The 19,799-nt window shown below is 74.5% G+C and carries 16 protein-coding genes; 9 read left to right on the forward strand and 7 right to left on the reverse strand.

The window, feature by feature from the left end; genetic code table 11:
• Positions 1–309: 309 nt before the first annotated feature.
• The 8 genes from DQ384_RS29400 to DQ384_RS29435 all read left to right on the forward strand — a co-directional run bounded on the left by DQ384_RS29400 (position 310) and on the right by DQ384_RS29435 (position 9,685).
• The gene (locus DQ384_RS29400) at positions 310–813 is read left to right on the forward strand and encodes a (2Fe-2S)-binding protein (RefSeq protein WP_114032122.1); all 504 of its coding nucleotides are present in this window, start codon (positions 310–312) and stop codon (positions 811–813) included.
• Complete coding sequence (locus DQ384_RS29405) at positions 810–1,799, forward strand: FAD binding domain-containing protein (RefSeq protein ID WP_114032123.1); 990 nt, start codon at positions 810–812, stop codon at positions 1,797–1,799. The genes DQ384_RS29400 and DQ384_RS29405 overlap by 4 nt, the downstream gene beginning before the upstream one ends.
• The gene (locus tag DQ384_RS29410) at positions 1,796–3,886 is read left to right on the forward strand and encodes a xanthine dehydrogenase family protein molybdopterin-binding subunit (protein WP_114032124.1); all 2,091 of its coding nucleotides are present in this window, start codon (positions 1,796–1,798) and stop codon (positions 3,884–3,886) included. The genes DQ384_RS29405 and DQ384_RS29410 overlap by 4 nt, the downstream gene beginning before the upstream one ends.
• 12 nt (positions 3,887–3,898) lie before the next feature.
• Positions 3,899–5,818, forward strand: a complete 1,920-nt coding sequence (locus DQ384_RS29415; protein WP_114032125.1) for an FUSC family protein — start codon at positions 3,899–3,901, stop codon at positions 5,816–5,818.
• A 76-nt stretch (positions 5,819–5,894) separates the two neighbouring features.
• The gene (locus DQ384_RS29420; RefSeq protein ID WP_114032126.1) at positions 5,895–6,770 is read left to right on the forward strand and encodes an ABC transporter permease; all 876 of its coding nucleotides are present in this window, start codon (positions 5,895–5,897) and stop codon (positions 6,768–6,770) included.
• A gap of 118 nt (positions 6,771–6,888) precedes the next feature.
• Entirely contained in the window at positions 6,889–7,941 is a 1,053-nt protein-coding gene (locus DQ384_RS29425) for a taurine ABC transporter substrate-binding protein (RefSeq protein ID WP_114032127.1), read from the forward strand.
• Positions 7,928–8,737 (forward strand): ABC transporter ATP-binding protein, encoded by an 810-nt coding sequence (locus tag DQ384_RS29430; RefSeq protein WP_114032128.1) that lies wholly within the window; start codon positions 7,928–7,930, stop codon positions 8,735–8,737. Before DQ384_RS29425 ends, DQ384_RS29430 begins: the two co-directional genes overlap by 14 nt.
• A 75-nt stretch (positions 8,738–8,812) precedes the next feature.
• Positions 8,813–9,685, forward strand: a complete 873-nt coding sequence (locus tag DQ384_RS29435; RefSeq protein ID WP_114032129.1) for a TauD/TfdA dioxygenase family protein — start codon at positions 8,813–8,815, stop codon at positions 9,683–9,685.
• A gap of 50 nt (positions 9,686–9,735) precedes the next feature.
• Here DQ384_RS29435 and DQ384_RS29440 read toward each other — a convergent pair whose 3' ends face one another.
• From DQ384_RS29440 to egtA, 5 genes are all read right to left on the reverse strand, one after another.
• The gene (locus DQ384_RS29440) at positions 9,736–11,913 is read right to left on the reverse strand and encodes a hypothetical protein (protein WP_147268935.1); all 2,178 of its coding nucleotides are present in this window, start codon (positions 11,911–11,913) and stop codon (positions 9,736–9,738) included.
• A 472-nt stretch (positions 11,914–12,385) separates the two neighbouring features.
• A complete protein-coding gene (egtD, locus tag DQ384_RS29445; RefSeq protein ID WP_181871491.1) occupies positions 12,386–13,390 on the reverse strand; it encodes an L-histidine N(alpha)-methyltransferase in 1,005 nt (334 codons plus the stop codon).
• Between the two features lie 112 nt (positions 13,391–13,502).
• Entirely contained in the window at positions 13,503–14,213 is a 711-nt protein-coding gene (gene egtC / locus DQ384_RS29450; protein WP_114032131.1) for an ergothioneine biosynthesis protein EgtC, read from the reverse strand.
• Positions 14,214–15,608, reverse strand: a complete 1,395-nt coding sequence (gene egtB / locus DQ384_RS29455) for an ergothioneine biosynthesis protein EgtB (protein ID WP_114032132.1) — start codon at positions 15,606–15,608, stop codon at positions 14,214–14,216.
• Positions 15,605–16,912 carry an ergothioneine biosynthesis glutamate--cysteine ligase EgtA gene (gene egtA / locus DQ384_RS29460; protein WP_114032133.1) on the reverse strand — a complete coding sequence of 436 codons (1,308 nt, stop codon included), beginning with the start codon at positions 16,910–16,912 and terminating at the stop codon, positions 15,605–15,607. The genes egtB and egtA overlap by 4 nt, the downstream gene beginning before the upstream one ends.
• Before the next feature lie 607 nt (positions 16,913–17,519).
• Here egtA and DQ384_RS29465 point away from each other — a divergent pair.
• Positions 17,520–17,891, forward strand: a complete 372-nt coding sequence (locus DQ384_RS29465) for a hypothetical protein (protein WP_114032134.1) — start codon at positions 17,520–17,522, stop codon at positions 17,889–17,891.
• 116 nt (positions 17,892–18,007) lie between these two features.
• Here DQ384_RS29465 and DQ384_RS29470 read toward each other — a convergent pair whose 3' ends face one another.
• Both DQ384_RS29470 and DQ384_RS29475 read right to left on the reverse strand, forming a co-directional pair.
• A complete protein-coding gene (locus DQ384_RS29470; RefSeq protein WP_114032135.1) occupies positions 18,008–19,114 on the reverse strand; it encodes a glycerophosphodiester phosphodiesterase in 1,107 nt (368 codons plus the stop codon).
• A 74-nt stretch (positions 19,115–19,188) separates the two neighbouring features.
• Positions 19,189–19,704, reverse strand: coding sequence for an HAD domain-containing protein (locus DQ384_RS29475; RefSeq protein WP_114032136.1), 516 nt, complete (start codon positions 19,702–19,704; stop codon positions 19,189–19,191).
• Between the last annotated feature and the right edge of the window lie 95 nt (positions 19,705–19,799).

The raw sequence follows: 19,799 nt of genomic DNA on the forward strand, positions 1-19,799 counted from the left end.
CGGGACCCCTCCTCCGACCAATGCGGCACGCGCCGCGCCATAGATCCGGGCAAACCATATTTCACAACAGAGCCACTCCGCGTGCCAACCCGCGCTCGCCGGGGCTGGGGGCGTAGGGGTGTCCAGGGGGCGGGGGCGCACCCCTCCATGCCCGTTCCACATCGCCGGCGGGCCGAACGCTGACCCTGCGGGCGTCCTGGCCCGGTCAGCATGGCCGTTTCATGGGATAGCCCTGGGGATTGCGGGGGTAGGGAAGCGCGGGTGAAAGCCCGAGCGAACGAACCGCGGGGCGACACCGCCCCTGGACCGATGACCGTTGACCTCCAACTTTCGGTGAACGAGCAGATATATCCGCTCACGGTGGACACCCGTGAGACCCTGCTCGACACGCTGCGTGAACGCCTCGACCTCGCCGGCTCCAAGAAGGGATGCGACCACGGGCAGTGCGGATCCTGCACGGTGCTGGTGGACGGCAGGCGCGTCAAATCCTGCCTCACCCTCACGGTCACCGTGGACGACCAGCCGATCACCACCGTGGAGGGGCTCGCGGGGGAGGACGGGCTGCATCCGCTGCAGAGGGCGTTCATCGAGCACGACGCCTTCCAGTGCGGCTACTGCACCCCCGGGCAGCTCTGCTCGGCGGCCGGCATGCTCGCCGAGGCGGCGCGGGGGTGGCCGAGCGCGGTCACCCCCGACGTCGCCGCCGACCCGGTGCTCGGCGAGGAGGAGATCCGCGAGCGGATGAGCGGAAACCTCTGCCGGTGCGGCGCCTACCCCGGCATCGTCGCCGCCATCGAGGAGGTGGCGCGATGAGGCCCTTCGCCTACGAGCGTCCCGCCGACGTCCGATCGGCCGTGGCGACGCTCGGCGCGGGCACCGACGCGATGTACCTCGGCGGCGGCACCAACCTGGTCGACCTCATGCGCCTCGGCGTCGCCGAGCCCGGCACGCTGGTCGACGTCACCCGCGTCACCCCCGCCGCGATCGAGGAGACCCCGGACGGCGGCCTGCTGATCGGCGCGGGCGTGCGCAACGGCGACCTGGCGGCCCACCCGCTGGTGCGGCGCCGCTATCCCGTCCTGGCCCAGGCGGTCCTGTCCGGCGCGTCCGGGCAGATCCGCAACATGGCCACGGTCGGCGGCAACCTGCTGCAACGCACGCGCTGTTCCTACTTCCAGGACGTCACCAAGCCCTGCAACAAGCGGTCGCCCGGCTCCGGCTGCCCCGCCCGCACCGGCGACCACCGCAACCTGGCGATCTTCGGCCACTCCGAGAGCTGCGTCGCCACCCACCCGTCGGACATGGCGGTCGCGCTGGCCGCGCTCGGCGCGGTCGTGCACGTGGAGGGCCCGGGCGGCGCGCGGACCGTCCCCATGCCGGGCCTGCACCGGTTGCCGGGCGAGGACCCGAGCCGGGACACCGTGCTGGAGCCCGGCGACCTGATCACCGCCGTGGAGGTGCCCGCGCTGCCTCTGGCGGCGCGGTCGCGCTACCGCAAGGCGCGCGACCGCGCCTCGTTCTCGTTCGCCGTCGTGTCGGTGGCGGCGGTCCTGGAGCTCGACGGCGAACGGCGCGTCCGCGACTGCCGCATCGCCTTCGGGGCCGTCGCGCACGTGCCCTGGCGGGCCGGGTCGGCCGAAGCCGCGCTGCGCGGCGCGCCGGCGACCGTGGAGGAGTTCGCGCGGGCCGCCGACGCCGAGGTGCGGGGCGCCCGCCCGCTGCCACTGAACGCCTTCAAGGTCCCCCTGGCCCACAACCTGCTCGTACGCGTGCTCGCCGACCTCGCGGAGACCTCATGACCACCACCGAGATCACATACGTCGGCTCCCCGATCGACCGGGTGGACGGCCTGGAGAAGGTCACCGGCCGGGCCCGGTACGCCTCCGAGCACAACCCCCGCGACCTCACCTACGCCGCGCCCGTGCAGGCGACGATCGCCCGGGGCGAGGTCAAGGGCATGGACGCCGGTGCGGCGCTCAAGGTCCCCGGCATGATCGCGGTGATCTGGCACGGCAACGCGCCGCGCCTGGCGCCCAGCGACGCCGCCGAGCTGTCGGTCCTGCAGTCGCCGAGGGTCGCCTACCGGGGACAGTACGTCGCGGTGGCGATCGCCGAGACGCTGGAGGCCGCCAGGGAGGCCGCCGCCCTGCTGCGCGTCGAGTACTCCGAGGAGGCCCACGACGTCGAGCTTCGCGCCGACCATCCCCGCCTGTACCGGCCGGATCACGTCAACCCGCGCCTCCCGGCCGACGACGTGCGCGGCGACCCCGACGCCGCCCTCGCCTCGGCGCCGGTCGTGGTCGACGCGACGTACACCACCCCGGCCGAGCACAACAACCCGATGGAGCCGCACGCCACCGTCGCCGAGTGGGACGGCGGCGGGCTCACCGTCCACGACTCCACGCAGGGGCCGACCGCGCTGCGCGGCCAGCTCGCGCCGCTGTTCGGCATGCCGCCCGAGCAGGTGCGGATCATCTCGCCGCACGTCGGGGGCGGGTTCGGCTCCAAGGGCCTCGCCCACCCGCACGTGGTGCTCGCCGCCCTCGCCGCCAAGCAGGTCGGACGCCCGGTGAAGCTCACGGTCACGCGGCGCGAGATGTTCGCCGTCACGGGCTACCGCACGCCGACGATCCAGCGGGTGCGGCTCGGCGCGGAGGAGGACGGGCGGCTGATCGCGATCTCGCACGAGGCCTGCGAGCAGAGCTCGACCATCGCGGAGTTCGCCGAGCAGACCACCGTCGCGACGCGCATGATGTACGCCGCGCCGCACCGGCGCACCACCCACCGGCTCGTCCGGCTGGACGTGCCGACGCCGTCGTGGATGCGCGCGCCCGGCGAGGCCCCGGGCATGTTCGCGCTGGAGTCGGCGATGGACGAGCTGGCCGTCGCCTGCGGCGTCGACCCGGTGGAGCTGCGCGTCCGCAACGAGCCCGCCACGGACCCCGACACCGGGCTGCCGTTCAGCTCGCGCAACCTGGTGGCATGCCTGCGCGAGGGGGCCCGGCGGTTCGGCTGGGACGCCCGCGACCCGCGTCCCGGCGTCCGGCGCCGGGGCGGCCTGCTGTACGGAACCGGCGTCGCCTCCTCGACCTACCCGGCCTACCGGTCCCCGTCGCAGGCCTCCGCCCGCGCGGAGCCGGACGGCACGTTCACCGTGCGGATCGCCGCCGCCGACCTCGGCACCGGCGCCAGGACCGTCCTGACCCAGATCGCCGCCGACACGCTGCGCGCGCCCGCCGAGCGGGTCCGGGTGGAGATCGGCGACAGCGCGCTGCCGCAGGCCTCCATCGCGGGCGGGTCGATGGGCACCGCGTCGTGGGGCACGGCGGTCGTGCGGGCCTGTGAGGCCCTGGTCCGCGAGCTGGAACGGACCGGCGGCGTCGTGCCGCCGGGCGGCGCGGAGGCTTCGGCCGCCACCGCGGAGGAGGTCCGCGGGCAGGAGAAATACGCGCGGCACGCCTTCGGCGCGCAGTTCGCCGAGGTGGCCGTGGACGCCGACACGGGGGAGACCCGGGTGACGCGGCTGCTCGGCGTGTTCGCCGCCGGGCGCATCGTCAACCCCAAGACCGCGCGCTCGCAGTTCGTCGGCGGCATGACGATGGGCCTGTCCATGGCCCTGTTCGAGGAGAGCGTCATGGACGCGCGGTTCGGCGACTACCTCAACAACGACCTCGCCCAGTACCACATCGCCGCGAACGCGGACGTGCGGGACATCGAGGCGTTCTGGGTGGAGGAGGACGACCCGCACCTCAACCCGATGGGCACCAAGGGCATCGGCGAGATCGGCATCGTCGGCACCGCGGCCGCGGTGGCCAACGCCGTCCACCACGCGACGGGCATCCGCGTCCGCGACCTGCCCATCCGCCTGGACCGGCTGGTGCGCTGAGGGACCGGCGGGATGAGCGGCCCGCTGCGCCGTCCCGCCGACCGGCTCGCGGACGTCGCGCCCGGCTGGCTGGTGGAGGCCGTGCGGCCCGTCCCGGTGCGGCCCCGCTGGGGCGCGATGCTGCGCGTGGCGGCCGCCGTCACCACCCCGCTGCTGGTGGCCATGCTCGCCGGGCGCATCACCATGGGCCTGCTGCCCTCCATGGGCGCCATGGCGGCGGCGCTGGCCGACCGGGGAGGCTCCTACCGGGCGCGGGTGATCCGCGCCGGGGCGGGCGCGATCGGCGGGGCCACCGGCTTCGTGATCGGCCACTCCGTGCCGGGGCTCGGCTGGTGGACGGTGGCCGCCGTCGTCGCGGTCTCGGTGCTCTCGGCGCTGGTCAGCACGGCCGGCGGCGCGGGATCGTTCGGCGCGCTCCAGCTTCTGGTCATGTCGGTGATCGGCCTAGGGGTGCCGTTCCCCGAGACGCCCGTCCAGGGCGCGCTGGCGTACCTGGCCGGCGCGATGTGGTCGCTGCTGCTGTCGGTGGCGGGCTGGCCGCTGCACCCCCGCGCCGCGGAGAACGCCGCCGTGGCGGGGGTCTACCACAAGCTGGCCCGCCTCGCCGAGGACCCGGGCGCGAGCGGCGCCCTGGAGGCGTTCGACACGGCGCTGAAGCGGGCGTACGAGGTTGTGTTCGGCGCGCGGTCCTCGGCGGCGGGGCCCGACCCCGAACGCACCCGTCTGATCGCGCTGCTGAACCAGGCCTCGCGGATCCGCCACGCCCTGGTCGCGCTGGCCCAGGAGGGCCGCGGCCCTCCGCCGGAGGTCGTGGACGCCGTGCGGTCGCTGGCCGAGGCCCTGGAGCGCGACGGCCTCCCCGTGACGGTGCCGTTCGAGACCGATTCGCCCGCCCTGGCGGCGCTGCGCTCCGCCGCGCGAGGCGCCGTGGATCTGATCTCCGGCCACTCGGTGTCCGAGGACGAGGACGAGCGCCTTCCCTACGAGCGGGTCGGTCCCGGCGCGAAGCTGCGGCAGACCGCGCGGGGGATGTGCTCGGGGCATCTCACCCGCGTCTACGTGATCCGGCTGGCGCTGTGCATGGGCGCGGCGGCGGCGGTGAGCGAGCTGCACTGGCTGGAGCGGTCGTACTGGGCGATGCTGACCGTCGCCCTGGTGCTCAAGCCGGACTTCGGGTCGGTCTTCGCGCGCGCGGTGCAACGCGGGCTCGGCACCGTCGTCGGCGCGCTGATCGGCACCGTGATTCTCTACGTGGTGCCGTACGGCCCGCCCATCCTCGTCCCGATCGCGATCTTCGCGGCGTTGCTGCCGTACGGCCAGCAGCGCAACTGGGGCCTGATGTCGACCTTCCAGGTGCCGGTGGTCGTGCTGCTGGTCGACCTGCTGACCGGCGCGGGCCCGCGCATCGCCGAGATCCGCCTGGTGGACACCCTGGTGGGCTGCGCCATCGTGCTGCTGCTCGGCTACCTGCCGTGGCCGGCGAGCTGGGAGGCGCCCGTGCGGCCGCGCTTCGCCGACGCGGTCTCGGCCACCGCGCGCTACCTGCGCCACGCCTTCGACCCCGGCCACCCCGACCGCGCCGTGGCCCACCGCCGGGCGTTCGACGCGCTCGCCGACCTGCGCACGGTCTTCCAGCGGGCGGTGACCGAGCCGCCCATGGTGAGCAGGCGGGTTACCACGTGGATGGCGCCGATGACGGCGCTGGAGCAGGTCGCCGACGCCACGGCGGCGACCGTCGCCCGCGCCGGCCACGGCGCGCCGCTCCCGTCGGACGAGGCGGTGCGGGACGTGGTGCGCTGCCTGGAGGGGATCGCGGAGAGCGTGCGCGCGGGCACGCCCCTGCCGGACCGTCCCTGCCGGGTCCAGGAGGGCCCGCTCGAACCGGTGAGCCGCGCGGTGAGCGGCCTGCGGGCCACCCTGGCGGGCGACTGAGGGTTGCCTAATCCCCGTATTTACGGTAGGAAATAGGTGTGATTACGACCCCCCGTCGGCGTCCGCGCGCCCACCCGTGACGTCCCCCGCCTCCCTGCGTCCGGACGCGGGCCGGAGCGCGCCCGCCGCGTCCGCCGAGGGCTCCGGCTCCCCGGCGGGAAGCCCGCGCGCGGCGCGGTACCGCCGGTTCGGCGTCAGGGTGCTCGCCCTGGCGGTGCTGCTGGTCCTGTGGCAGCTCCTGGCGGCGGCGACGCGGAACCCGTCCTTCATCCCCTCGCCCCGCGCGGTGTGGGACCAGCTCGTGCTCACCTCGACCGTCCACGACGGCACCCGCGGCTACAGCGGGCACCTGCTGGTCGAACACCTCGGGGTGAGCCTGCGCCGCATCCTCATCGGCTCGGCGCTCGGCGTGGTGGCCGGGCTGGCGCTCGGCGTCATCATGGGGACCGTCCCCTGGATCCGCGTGGTGGCCGAGCCGGTCGTCACCTTCGTCCGCGTCCTGCCGCCCCTGGCCTACTTCAGCCTGCTGATCATCTGGTTCGGCATCGACGAGACGCCGAAGCTGTGGCTGCTCACCATCGCCGCGCTGCCCCCGGTCGCCGTGGCCACGGCCTCGGCGGTGTACGCCGCCCCGGTCGGCCTGGTCGAGGCCGCGCGGGCGCTCGGCGCCACCCGGTGGAACGTCGTCGGCGACGTCGTCCTGCCGAGCGCGCTTCCGGAGATCTTCACCGGCGTCCGCCTCGCGGTGGGCGTCGCGTACTCCTCGGTCGTGGCGGCCGAAACGATCAACGGCGTACCCGGCATCGGGGGCATGGTGCGCGACGCCCAGCGCTACCTGCAGACCGACGTCGTGGTGCTCGGCCTGCTGGCGATCGGCGTCTCCGGCCTGCTCATCGACGCCGTCCTGCGCCTGGCCGAGCTCAGGTTCATCCCCTGGCGGGGCCGCGCCTGAGCCGGCGTACGGCGAGGCCGTCACGCGAAGGCCCGGGCACGCTCAGGCCCCGGTACGCACAGCGAGAAGGCCCGGGATCCCGGAAAGGGGCCCGGAGAGAGACAAGGAAGATCAACCCATGGCCCGACCAGGCCTCAGCCGCCTTTTCCTGCTCACCGCGGCCGCCGCGGCGGCCGCCGTCCTCGCCGCCTGCGGAAACGGCGCCGCCTCCGCGGGACCCTCCGGCGGCGACGCGGGCAAGACGATCCGCCTCGCCTACCAGGCGTTCCCCAGCGGTGACCTCATCGTCAAGAACAAGGGCTGGCTGGAGGAGGCGCTGCCGGGCTACAAGATCACCTGGACCAGGTTCGACTCCGGTGCGAGCATCAACACCGCCTTCGTCGCCAGGGCCGTCGACATCGCGGCGATCGGCTCCAGCCCCGTCGCGCGCGGGCTGTCGGCGCCGCTGAACATCCCCTACCAGGTGGCGTTCGTCCTGGACGTGGCCGGGGACAACGAGGCGCTCGTGGCCCGCGACGGCACCGGCATCGCCTCGATCGCGGACCTGCGCGGCAAGAAGGTCGCGAGCCCGTTCGCCTCCACCGCGCACTACAGCCTGCTCGCCGCCCTGGACCGCGCGAACGTGCCCGAGTCGGCGCTGACCATCGTCGACCTGGAGCCGCAGGACATCCTCGCGGCCTGGACGCGCGGCGACATCGACGCGGCCTACGTCTGGCTGCCCGCCCTGGACACTCTGAAGAAGAACGGCAAGGTGCTGGTCTCCAGCCGCGAGCTGGCGACGGCGGGCAAGCCCACCCTGGACCTCGGCGTCGTGTCCACCGCGTTCGCGAACGCCCACCCGGACGCCGTCGACGCCTGGCGCGAGGCGGAGGCCAGGGCCCTGACCCTGATCAAGAGCGACAAGGACGCCGCGGCGGCGGCCGTGGGCGCCGAGCTCAACATCGCCCCGGCCGACGCCGCGAACCAGCTCGCCCAGGGCGTGTTCCTCGACCCCGCCGACCTCTCCGGGCCCGAGTGGCTCGGCACGCCGGAGAAGCCCGGCGGGCTGGCCGGGAACCTCGTCAGCGCCGCCGAGTTCCTCAAGGAGCAGAAGAAGATCGACGCGGTGCCCGACCTGGCCACCGTCCAGAAGGCGATCTACACCAAGGGCCTGCCCGATGCCCTCTCCTGACGCCGCGGGGACGGCTCCCGCCACGCGGCAGGAGCACGCCGCCGTCGAGGTCCGCGACGTGGAGCACGTCTACGGGCGGGGCTCGGAGGCCGTCGCCGCGCTCGGCCCGATCTCGCTGGACGTCCCGGCGGGCGCGTTCCTCGTGCTCGTGGGACCGTCCGGCTGCGGCAAGAGCACCCTGCTGCGGCTGATCGCCGGGTTCGAGGAGCCCACGTCCGGCTCCGTGCGCACCGCGGGCGCGGTCCCCGTCCCGGGGAAGGGGGCGGGGGTCGTGTTCCAGCAGCCCCGGCTCTTCCCCTGGAAGACCGTCGGCGGCAACGTCGAGCTGGCCCTGCGTTACGCCGGGGTCCCGCGCGCCGAGCGCCCGCGCCGGGTGGCCGGGCTGCTGGACCGGGTCGGCCTGCACGACGTCGCCGGGCGCCGCGTCTGGCAGATCTCGGGAGGCCAGCAGCAGCGCGTGGCCATCGCCAGGGCGCTCGCGGGCGACGACCCGCTGCTGCTGCTCGACGAGCCGTTCGCCGCGCTGGACGCCCTCACCCGCGAGCGCCTGCAGGAGGACCTGCGCCGGGTGAGCGCAGAGACGGGCCGCACCTCGGTCTTCGTCACCCACAGCGTGGACGAGGCCGTGTTCCTCGGCAGCCGCGTCGTCGTGCTGACCCGGCGGCCCGGCCGCGTGGCCCTCGACATCGACGTGGACCTCCCGCGCACCGGGCCGGACCCCGACGAGCTGCGCGCCCTGCCCGCCTACGCCTCGCTGCGCGCCGAGATCGGCCACGCCGTCCGCGCCGCCGCCTGACCTCCCCGCGCCAAGCCCGCCCGCCAAGCCCGCCGACCCGTACGCGACCGCCACCACAGATCGGAGGACCCGGAGATGACCTACACATCCCAGAAGCCGGCCCCTGCGCTGACCCTCGACCCGCTCGGCCCGCGCTTCGGCGCCGAGGTGATCGGGCTCGACCTCGCGACCGCCACCGACGCCGAGCTCGCGGCCGTGCGCGCCGCGCTCGTCGAGCGCAAGGTGCTGTTCTTCCGGGGGCAGAGCCTGGACGATGACGGCCAGGTGGCCCTCGGGCGGCGCCTCGGCGAGCTCACCCCCTCCCACCCGGTGGTCGCCGGCGTGGACGAGGCCCACCCGGAGATCTACGCGATCGACAGCGCCGACAACGGCTTCGCCGACGTGTGGCACACCGACGTCACCTTCATGCCCCGGCCCCCGCTCGGCTCGATCCTGCGCGCGGTCAGCCTGCCGGAGTCGGGCGGCGACACGAGCTGGGCCGACTCCCAGCTCGCCTACGAATCCCTGTCGGCGCCGGTGCGCGACCTGGTGGACCGGCTGACCGCCGTGCACGACGGCAACCGCGAGTTCGGCTACTACCTGGCCCAGCGCCGCGGCGGCCGGGGCAACGTGTGGGAGGGCGAGACGGTGACGCGGCTCGACCCGGTGGAGCACCCCGTGGTCCGCGTGCACCCGGAGACAGGGCGCAAGGGCCTCTTCGTCAACCCGGGCTTCACCTCCCACATCGCCGGGGTCTCCGACGCCGAGAGCCGCGGGATCCTGGACCTGCTGTACGCCCACCTGACCAAGCCCGAGCACATCGTCCGCCACCGCTGGCGGGCCGGGGACGTCGCGATGTGGGACAACCGCAGCACCTCCCACTACGCCAACCGCGACTACGGCGACACCCGCCGCGTCATGCACCGCATCACGCTGCGCGGCGACCGTCCCGTCGGGCCCGCGAGCTAGGGCGCCTCAGGAGGGTTCAGCAGGGTGCCGCGGGTTGCTGTGGCGGCGCGTCAGGCGTCCTCCCACAGGACCTGGCGCGGCGCGCGGGGAAGGCGGACGGCGCCGCTGCGGTCGGCCAGGGCGACGGCTTTGAGCAGCAGCGGATGGCCGTCGCCGAGCGCCGGGCGGCCGTGGGCGAGCGGCGTGCGGTCCAGGAGCGGGGCGAGCAGCTCATCCAGGCCGTCGAAGCGGCCGGTCTGGAAGCGGCGGGCCGCCTCGTCGTAGCGCCCCTCCAGCAGCAGCGGATGGTTCGGGTCCAGGCCCTTCACGCCCGCGAGGGCGGCGCGGTGGCGCGCGGCGGCCTTGTCGTCGCCGCGCGCGTCCTCGCAGCGCGCGGCCAGCAGCGACGTCCTGGCCCGGCCCGGCGGATCTCCGGGGTCGGACTCCGCGGCCCGCACCGTGCGCAGCACGGCGGCGGCCTCGTTGGGATCCCCGCTCAAGAGCAGCACCTCGGCGAGGGCCCGCCGCACGGTCAGCGGCAGGGCGTCGCCGGGATCGGCGGCGAGCCGCTCGGCCAGCTCGCCGAGCGCGGCGACGGCCGTCCCGGGGTCCTCCCCGAGCGCGAGCGCCTGCGCGTGCACCACCCGGGCCTCCACCCACAGGCGGGCCGAGACCTGCGCGGCGAACCAGTCGTCCAGGACGGGCGCCCGTTCCAGCAGCCGCACGACCGTGCCCGGGTCCCGCAGGGCCAGCTCGGCCTGCGCGGTGCGCACGAGGTCGTGGTTCGGCCAGTAGGCGGTCGGCTGGAGCAGGTCGGCGCGTTGCCGCCCGGCCTCCTGGAGCAGGTGACGGGCCTCGATCGGCTGCCCCGCCTCCAGCAGGGCCTCCCCGAGGGACACCCGGGCGGCGACCACGTTGATGTCGCCGGGGTCGCCCAGGCGGGCCTGCCGGTCGGTCACCACGGCCTCGGCCTGGCGCAGCCCCTCGACGACCTGGCCGGAGCGCACGGCCGCGCGGGCGGCGGCCTGGGCGGTCAGGGTGAGCCGCCGCCAGGCCCTGGACGCAGCCCCTGTGCCGCCCGTGCCGCCTGTGTCGCCCGTGCCGCCCGCCTCGCGCGCCGAGCGGGCCTGCTCGATCAGCCGCCGCCCCTCGACCGGGCGCCCGGCCTCGACCAGGGTCTCGCCGAGGTGATGGCGGGCGCGCGCGGCGTGGGCGGCGGCGTCGTCCGGGTCCAGCGACCGCTGCTTCTCGGCGATCTCCAGCGAGGACTCGAAGGTGGCCCGCGCCGTCTCCAGGTCGCCGTAGCGCAGCAGCGCGAGCCCGCGCCGGTTCTGCACGTCGCAGCGCGTGCCGAGGGCGGCGCCGGCCGCCGGGCCGGCTTCCGGGGACTCCAGCAGCCCGGCCAGTTCCCCGGCCTCCCGGGCGGCCCGCTTCAGCAGTATGCCGGTGTCGAGCAGCGCGCGCAGCACGCCCGCCTGCGCGTCGGCCTCGGCGGGGGTGCCCGGGGCGGAGCGGCGCGCCACGTCGCGGGCGCGCTCGGCCACGTCCAGGTCGTTGATCCAGGTGCCGGCCAGGGGGATCAGGTGTCGTTCGTACCAGTGCGCGCTCAGCGCCGCCGCCTGGCGGTCGACCGGGCCGTCCAGGTCGTCGGTGAGGGCGTCGAAGGCCAGGTCCGAGAGCTTCTCGGCGCAGGCGCGGGCCCAGCCGGGCGGGGGGAGGCAGACGGCGCGCGCCGCCGCCGCGATGACGGGGGCGAGGTGGTCGGCGTAGGCGACGACCCGGCCCGACCAGCCCGCGGCGGCCGTCCGCCCGATGGCGGTGTCGGGCCAGCTCGGCGGTCCCTGGGGCGCGGACTGACGCTTCTCGGAGGTGGCGATGTCGCCGATGCCGAGCTGGACCTGCTGGGTCAGGAACGCCTCGGCGCGATGGAAGCGCGCCACGAGCAGCAGCGCCTGGGTGAGCAGGTCGCGCGCCTCGACGAGCGAGCCGGGCGTCTCCAGGGGCTCGCGCGGGCCGGCGCGGTCGGCGAACTCCGCGAAGGCGTGGCGCAGCGCGAGCGCGACGAGCACCCTGCGGCTCTTGACCTCGTTGTACAGCCAGACGGCGCTGCGCCGCCCGCTGTGGCCCTCCCGGGAGAGCCGCACGGCCGCCGCGACGTCCTCGGCCCTGACGAGGTGGTAGTCGGTGTGGCGGAGGACCTCTGCCGCGGCCTCTCCGATCGCCGAGAGCCGTCTTTCCTGCGCCGACACCCCTGAAGCCTCCTCGACGGTGATGCGGTTCACACCTGTGGCAGCGGATATCAATGGGCAAAAGCCATATTGATCTCCAAAGCATATATCTCGGGCAACTCCCAAGCTGCATGGGCCCGTCATGGAGGGGCGCGTTCACGAGCGGGGGAATCGGCTCTCATCTTTCCCACGTTGCCTGGAAAGTCGCCGTCCCGCGACCGGCAAACGGCCGGATGAATAGGCTTCAACGGTAATAACCGGATATATCTCTCGGATATCTGCCGGCCTTTCGACCCATGGATCGCTCCACGCTACGCCCGCGGCGCACTGTGTTCATGGCCGTGCCTCCGGCACGGCGGTTCGGGGCCCTGTGTTCATGGCCTCGCTCCGCTCGGCCGGTTCGGGGCGCCTGAGAGTCGGCGTTCTTCCGCCGCGCCCCGACCGGTGCCTATGGCCGAGCCTCCGGGGCGGCGTGTCGGAGGGGGCGGGCGGGTCAGGTGTGGTGCCTGGCGCGCCGTGAGCGGTACTCCGGAGGACGATCCTCGCCGGGCCGTCGGGGGACCTGCGCCAGGAACAGCGCGAAGTCCTGGGCCGGGTCGGAGTACCAGCGGACCGGCGTGTACCCGGCCCGCTCCACCTCGCGCTCCAGCCGGTAGCGGTAGAACTTGGAGCTGATCTCCGTGCGCGTCTCCTCGCCCGCCTTGAAGGTGACGACCAGGTCGAGCTCGCGGAAGCGGACCCGCGTGTGCCGCACGGCGCGTAGCCGCATCTCGATCCGGTTCAGCCGGGCGTCGTACAACGCGACGTGCTCGAACGCCTCGGGCACGAAGTCGGCGCCGAGCTCGCGGTTCATCACCGACAGGACGTTGCGGTTGAACGCCGCCGTCACCCCTTCGGCGTCGTCGTAGGCCGCGACCAGCCGCCCGGTGTCCTTGACCAGGTCGGCGCCGAGCAGCAGGCAGTCGCCGGGGGACAGCGTCGCGCGCAGCTCGGTCAGGAAGGACGCCCGGCCCTCCTCGTCCATGTTGCCGAGCGTGCCGCCGAGGAACGCGACCAGCCGCCGGCCGATCCGGGGCAGCAGGGACAGATGCCGCTCGAAGTCGGCCCGGACCGCCCAGATGGCCAGCCCCGGGTAGGCGGCCGCCACCCGCTGGGCCGCGGCCTCCAGCGTCGTCCCGTCCACGTCGACCGGGGTGTAGGTCTTGAGCGTGCCCTCGGAGGTCAGCGCGTCCAGCAGTAGCGTCGTCTTCTCGCTGGTCCCCGACCCCAGCTCGACCAGGTTCTCGGCCTCGGTGAGCGCGGCGATCTCGCGCGCGTGCTCGCGCAGCAGGGCCAGCTCCCGTCGCGACGGGTAGTACTCGGGGAGCCGGGTGATCCGGGAGAACAGCTCGCTTCCCGCCGCGTCGTAGAACCACTTCGGCGGCAGCCACTTGGGGACGGAGGTCAGCCCGGTGCGGACGTCCTCGGCGAGGGCCTGGCGCAGGTAGCGGGGGCCCATGTGGTCGACCGTGTACAGGAACGGCAGCGGAATCTGTGTGACGGACACGCGAACCTCCTGAGGTGACGGGTGGACGGGCGGCGGCGCGCGCGGCGGGGCACGTCCCGGCGGGTCACACCGGCTGGACGCGCACGCCGTCGGGCGTGGCGAGGACGAGGTGCCGGTCGGGCACGGCTTCCCAGCCCGGCCGGTCGTCCAGCGGCTCGCTGGCGAGGAGCGCGCCCTCGCCGAGATGGAGGAACAGGGTCTCGTTCCAGGCGGTCGCGGCGATCATGCCGCCGTCGGCGACCAGCAGGTTCAGCCGGGCGTCCGGGTCGCGCAGCCCGGCCAGCCGCACCACCTCCGACACCGCATCGCCGAGCGTGGCGCCCGCGCCGAGCCGCGCGAACACCGCGGCCGCCAGCCACGCCGAGTCGCACGGGCTCTCCGGGGCGCGCCCGCCGGTCAGCGGCCGCACCGCCTCGCGCGCGACCCGCCCGTTGTGGCTGAGCAGCCAGCGCCCCTCGGCGAACGGCGCGGTCGCCGACTCCTCGACCGGCATGCCCGGGCTCGCCGAGCGCACGGCGGCCATCAGGCAGGCCGAGCGGGCGACGGAGGCCAGGCCCGGCAGGTTCGCGTCCGCCCAGATCGGGATGGAACGGCGGTAGCGCACCGGCTCCTCGCGCCCCGCGTCGTACCAGCCCACCCCGAACCCGTCGGCGTTCACGGTTCCGCACCGCTGCATGCGCGGCGCGTGGGACTGCCGGCACAGGCCGTACGACGGCTCCTGGAGCAGCGACGCGAGCGGGCGGGGGACGCCGAGCCACGCCGCGTGCCGGCACACCTACGCCTCCTCCTTCGGCGCCGGGCGCGCGCAGCGGAAGCCGGCGAATATCTGCCGCCGGTTCGGCAGGTCCCAGTTGCGGAAGCTGGCGCGCGCGGCCCGGGGGTGCGTCGCCCACGACCCGCCCCGCAGCACCCGGTGGGCGCGCCCGAAGAACACCTCGCTGTACTCCCGGTACGGGAAGCCGCGGAAGCCGGGGTAGGGCAGGAACCACGAGCCGGTCCACTCCCACACGTCCCCGATCATCTGCTCGGCCCCGTAGCAGGACGCGCCCGCCGGGAACGCGCCCACCGGCGCGGGACGGGAGGCGCGGTGGCCGAGGTTGGCGTGCGCGGGCCCCGGGGCGGCGTCCCCCCACGGGTAGGCGCGGGCCCGCCCGGCGGCGGGGTCCCACCCGCACGCCTTCTCCCACTCGGCCTCGGTGGGCAGCCTCTTGCCCGCCCAGCGCGCGTAGGCGTCGGCCTCGTACCAGCTCACATGCTGCACGGGCTCGTCCGCGGGCACCGGCTCGGCCCGGCCGAAGCGGGTGCGCCACCACGTGTGCCCCTCGCGCCACCAGAACAGCGGGGCGGTGACGCCCTGCTCGGCGCGCCAGCGCCATCCGCGCGGGCTCCACCACCGCGGCTCGGCGTACCCGCCGTCTTCCACGAACGCCGCGTACGCGCCGGCCGTCACCGGGTGGCGGTCGATCCAGAACGCGGGCAGGTCGGCGTCGTGGGCGGGCCGCTCGTTGTCGTAGGCCCATGGGTCCGCGCCGGCCCCGGCGCGGAACCGGCCGGCCGGGACGAACACCTCCTCCGCGCCGCCGGGCCTGCCGGGGGGCAGGTCGCCGTCGCGCACGAGCCCGGGCCGCCCGGAGAGTTGCAGCGTGGCGAGCATCGTCTCGTCGTGCTGGTGCTCGTGCTGAAGGACGAGCCCGAACACGAACCCGCCCGCGCGCAGCGGGTCGGCGCCGCGCAGGTCCGCCTCGCCGAGGCCCTCGAGGACGTCCAGGACGCGGCCGCGGACCCCGGCGATGTAGGTGCGGGCCTCGGCGGGGCCGAGCAGTGGCAGGTTCGGGCGGTCCTTGCGCGGATGGGCGAAGGCGTCGTAGATCGTGTCGATCTCCGGGCGGGTCGGGTCGGCCCCGGCGAGCTCGCGCAGCACCCACAGCTCCTCGTAGTTGCCCACGTGGGCCAGGTCCCACACCAGCGGGGACATCAGGGCCGAGTGCTGGCGCACCAGCAGGTCGTCGTCGATGTCGGTGTAGGTGAGCGAGCGGCGGCGGCCCTCGTCCAGTTCGGCGGCGATCCGCTCCTTGAACGCGGCCGCGTCGTCGAGCGCCGCGGTGTGGAGTGCCGCGGTGTGGGACGCGTCGGTGGCCTCGGCCGCCTTCGTGTTCCTCAGGGTGCTCATACGGCGACCTCCTCGCTCAGCCAGGCGAGCGGGCCCGCGCCCGGCTCGCGCGAGCGCGTCAGCGCGTCCACGGCGGGGGAGCGGCCGGTCGTCACGTGACGGTCGGCGTAGGACTCCACGTCCGCGACGAGCCAGGGTTCGGCGCCGAGCCGGGGGAGCGCCCCGGCGGCGGCGCGGAAGCACTCGTCGGCGGCCCGCCGCACCCGCTCGTCGCCGAGGCCCACGTGGGCGGCGTGCCACCAGCGGTCGGCGAGCGGCCCGGTGGCGGCGAGGGCGGCGTCGGCGGCGCGGTCGTCCAGCAGCAGCGCGCAGGTGACGGCCACGCACGCCGGCCACCACTTCACGGGCAGCGCGTCGAGGTAGCGGATCTCCAGCCATCCCCGGGGCCGCACCGGCGGGAACACCGTGGTCGCGTGGTAGGTGAGGTCTCGCAGCGTGGGCGGGTGCCCGCCGAGGTGCGGGGAGCGCATCCAGTCGCCGAACGTCGCCCGGCTCGGCGCGGGCGGGCGGCGGGTGCCCTTCTCGCGCAGGAGCATCAGGCGGGCGTCCATGAGGTAGCGCGCCCAGGCCGCCGCCGGGTCGCCGTCCCCCGAGACCGGGCGGGTGCGCGTGGAGTCCAGGTGCAGCCACACGGCCTGGCGTCCCGACATCCATCCGCACGGCCGCCCGCCGGACAGCGGGGAGTTGGCGAAGGCGGCGTTGAGCACCGGGCCGAGCGCGTTGGCGCGGTGCCAGCGGACGTGCGGCCGTTCCCCGAAGTCCACGTTGACCTGGATCGACGCCGACAGGCACATCATCATCGGCCCGTAGGGGACGCCGAGCAGTTCGGCCATCGCCTCGTAGCGCGGCTGGCGGAGCTGGCGCAGGGGCGGCCGGATCGGGTCCAGGCCGATCCCCGCCACCAGCAGGCCGTCGTCGGCCAGGGCCCGGCGGGCGGTCTCCAGGTCGGCGGCCATGTCGCGGACGGCCCGTGCCAGCGGGGCGGCGGGGCCGGACAGTTCGAGCTGGCCCCCGGGTTCGAAGGTGAGGGCGCTGCCGCGCGTCAGCGGGGGGAGGGCGTCGATGATCCGGGCCACGGTGACCTGCCGGGAGGGTTCGGCGCGGTCGAAGACGAGGAACTCCAGCTCGACCCCGACCCTGTCGCCGGGGAGACCGGGGGAGCCGAGGAAGCCGGGGGAGCCGGGGGAGCGGGGGGAATCCGATGGGGCGGCGGTGCCGGGGGAGCCGCGGAAGCACCGCTGCGCGAACCTCTCCACGTCCGCCGGACCGCGGACCCGCGCGTCGCTGTTCTCTGTACCGATCATGAGACCTCCTAGGACGAGGCGTGTACGGTCGGCAGAGCCGTGGAGACCTCCTGTTCGCGAGAGGCGAGCGGCGAAGAGGGCGGGGCGGGAAGTCGGAAGGTCCGGAAGGTCGAGAAGGCCGAGAAGGACGAGAGGGCGCGGCCGTCCGGGTGCGCCGGCGCCGGGCCATTGGCTAAGCATCTCGTACCCGGCATTCCGCCCTATGAAGCCCAAAACGGATGATCAGCTCAAAAGCACATGATCTCCCAAATATACGGATCATGCCGTATAAAGCGGATGTAAGGGGCGCCGTGCGGGGCCTTGTGCTGTCCTCTTGTGGCCGGACGGCGGCGCGGCGGCAAGGGTCGCGCGGACGGGCCCGCCGGGCCGCGGCGCGAGGAACGCGCAGGTCGCGCGGGGGAGCGGGGAGTCAAGGGATCACGCCGACCGAAGTGGGCGCCGCGCGCGCGAGGCAAGGGCGGCGCCCGGCGGGCATGGACACGCACTGTAGTCGTATGGATACTTCCGGTGACGAACCGAAGATCCCCGGCCCCGCCCGGGAGCACGCGACGGCACCGGCCGCCGACGGCCCCGCGGGACGGGGAGGGGAACCATCGAAGGAGAATCAATGCGCGCGAAGAAGGTCTGGACGCTTGGAGTGGCCGCCGCCTGCTGCGCGGGACTCGCCACGATCGCCGCCGCCCCGGCGTCGGACGCGGCCCCCGCCCCGGCGCCGGCCGCTCAGCGGGCCGCCGGCTTCACCGGGTACCAGTTGGTCAAGCTCCCCAACGCCAACGTCCCCAACTTCCAGCGCCGCGTCGTGCGGTGCCCCTCCGGCAAGCGCGCCGTCGGCGGCGGCGCCGAGGCCCAGGGCAACGACGCGATCCTCGTCGGGAGCTTCCCGACCGACGACGGCGCCGGATGGATCGGCCTCGGCCGCCAGAACAAGTACAACGACGTCGGCATCAGCGTCTACGTGATCTGCGCCGACGTCAGCTGATCGTCTCTCCCCGCGGCTTCGGCGAGGACTCGCAGGTGGTCCTCGCCGAACCGCCCGCGGCCGCCGGCGGACCGGGCCCGCCGGCGGCCGCCCCTCATCGCAGGGGGCCGGTCAAGCTACGAGAACAGGCGGTCGCGCGTGGCGCGGGCGATGCCCGGGTCGTCGGAGAACACGCCGTCCACGCCGAGGCCGAACAGCCGCTCCAGCCAGCCCATGACGTCGCCGGTGGCGCGCGGGTAGGCGGGGCTCGCCGGGTTGCCGAGGCGGTAGTCGACCGGGAGCTGCGAGTTCTCGGGGCGGATCGTCCAGGTGTGCACCTTCAGGCCGCGGCGGTGGGCGTCCTTGATCAGCGTGGTCGGCTGCAGGAGCCTCCCGTCGGGGCCGGTCGGGACGATCCACGCGGTGGCCACGCCCACCCCGTCGGCGTACCGGGCGATGTCGCGCAGGCCGTCCGGGGTGACCAGGTCGGCGTAGGTGCGCTTGTCGCCCGCCGCCACCAGGTCGTACGGGGCGCCCGTGCCGTTGACGAGCTGGATCAGCGGCAGGCGCGTCAGCGGGCGCAGCTGCCTGAGGTTCGTGGTCTCGAACGACTGGATGAAGACCGGCGCGCGCGAGCCGTCCCAGTTGTGGCGCTTGAGCGCGGCCAGCAGCGGCTCCTCCAGCGACAGCCCGATCGAGTCGAAGTAGGTCGGGTGCTTGGTCTCGGGGTAGACGCCCACGCCCTTCTTCTGCGCGAGCTCGATCACCTCGTCGAACGTCGGGATCTGCGCCAGGCCGTTGAACGCGGTGTTGTCCGGCCGCAGGTCCGGGATGCGCTCCTCGGCGCGCAGCGTGCGCAGCTCGGCCAGCGTGAAGTCCTCGGTGAACCAGCCGGTCACCGCCACGCCGTCGATCGTCTTGGTCGTCCTGCGCGCCGCGAACTCGGGGTGGTTCTCGACGTCGGTGGTGCCGCCGATCTCGTTCTCGTGCCGGGCGACCAGCACGTGGTCCTTCGTGGACACCAGGTCGGGCTCGATGTAGTCGGCCCCGAGCTTGATCGCGGCCTCGTACGACAGCAGCGTGTGCTCAGGGCGGATCGCGCTGGCGCCACGGTGGCCGATGACGAGGGGCACGCTTCCCTCGTGGCGGTCGCGGTCTCCGGCGGTCGCGTTCTGCGGCGCGAGGACGGCGAACGCCGCTCCCGCCGTGAGCGCCGTCGTCAGCACCGTCAGCATCTTCTTCATGTCCGGGCACACCCCACTCTCTGGTTTCGCGGGGCACGCTAACGGCCGCACCTGTACCCGGGGTGGCGCGACGGTTAACGATCAACGGCGGCGGCGCCTCTGCCCGACAGCCACTCGCGGGCGCGGGTCAGGTGCGCGTCGGTCAGCCCCGTGCCCGGGTCGACGTCGACCAGCAGGAACTCGTCCACGCCGGGGTGGTCCTTGAGGTAGTGCCAGTCGGCGACGCCGAGGCTGTCGTCGAACCAGACGAACGGGCGCCCGGCGACGTATTCGGCGACGTGACGGGTCTTGAAGTGCTCGCCCGCGCGCGACCCCGGGTCGCCGTTGACCGTGATCACCGGCAGGGCCGGCAGGCCGAGGCGCGGGGCGATCTCGGCGTTGGCGTGCTGCTCCCAGGTGGTGGCCCAGGCCAGCTCGGCGCCGGTGTCGCCGGCGAGCCTCGCCAGCTTGGCGCCGTGCCGGGTGTTCAGCAGAATGCGATAGGAGCGGCCGTCCAGGACGCACTCGTGCCGCCGGAGCCGCAGGGAGTGCCGCCGGGCCGGGTTCAGCACCCCGTCCACGTCCAGAAGTACAAGGGGGCGCTTGGTCACGTGCCGCTCCTCGGTCGTCGGTCCTGTAGACATGATGCCGTGTCCACGGGTTCCGACGGCACGACGGACCCTTCCTCCGCCTAGGGGCGGTTCCA

It is taken from the genome of Sphaerisporangium album (genome assembly GCF_003323745.1).
Classification (GTDB): Bacteria; Actinomycetota; Actinomycetes; order Streptosporangiales; family Streptosporangiaceae; genus Sphaerisporangium; species Sphaerisporangium album.

What these genes read in the sequence shown, in the direction of transcription:
- egtB (WP_114032132.1), bottom strand. Translation starts at nt 15,608, where the DNA reads ATGAGCACCCTGAGGAACACGAAGGCGGCCGAGGCCACCGACGCGTCC.
- DQ384_RS29435 (WP_114032129.1), top strand. Translation starts at nt 8,813, where the DNA reads ATGACCTACACATCCCAGAAGCCGGCCCCTGCGCTGACCCTCGACCCG.
- DQ384_RS29405 (WP_114032123.1), top strand. Translation starts at nt 810, where the DNA reads ATGAGGCCCTTCGCCTACGAGCGTCCCGCCGACGTCCGATCGGCCGTG.
- DQ384_RS29410 (WP_114032124.1), top strand. Translation starts at nt 1,796, where the DNA reads ATGACCACCACCGAGATCACATACGTCGGCTCCCCGATCGACCGGGTG.
- DQ384_RS29425 (WP_114032127.1), top strand. Translation starts at nt 6,889, where the DNA reads ATGGCCCGACCAGGCCTCAGCCGCCTTTTCCTGCTCACCGCGGCCGCC.
- egtA (WP_114032133.1), bottom strand. Translation starts at nt 16,912, where the DNA reads ATGATCGGTACAGAGAACAGCGACGCGCGGGTCCGCGGTCCGGCGGAC.
- DQ384_RS29415 (WP_114032125.1), top strand. Translation starts at nt 3,899, where the DNA reads ATGAGCGGCCCGCTGCGCCGTCCCGCCGACCGGCTCGCGGACGTCGCG.
- DQ384_RS29430 (WP_114032128.1), top strand. Translation starts at nt 7,928, where the DNA reads ATGCCCTCTCCTGACGCCGCGGGGACGGCTCCCGCCACGCGGCAGGAG.
- DQ384_RS29470 (WP_114032135.1), bottom strand. Translation starts at nt 19,114, where the DNA reads ATGAAGAAGATGCTGACGGTGCTGACGACGGCGCTCACGGCGGGAGCG.
- DQ384_RS29400 (WP_114032122.1), top strand. Translation starts at nt 310, where the DNA reads ATGACCGTTGACCTCCAACTTTCGGTGAACGAGCAGATATATCCGCTC.
- DQ384_RS29465 (WP_114032134.1), top strand. Translation starts at nt 17,520, where the DNA reads ATGCGCGCGAAGAAGGTCTGGACGCTTGGAGTGGCCGCCGCCTGCTGC.
- egtD (WP_181871491.1), bottom strand. Translation starts at nt 13,390, where the DNA reads ATGGGCCCCCGCTACCTGCGCCAGGCCCTCGCCGAGGACGTCCGCACC.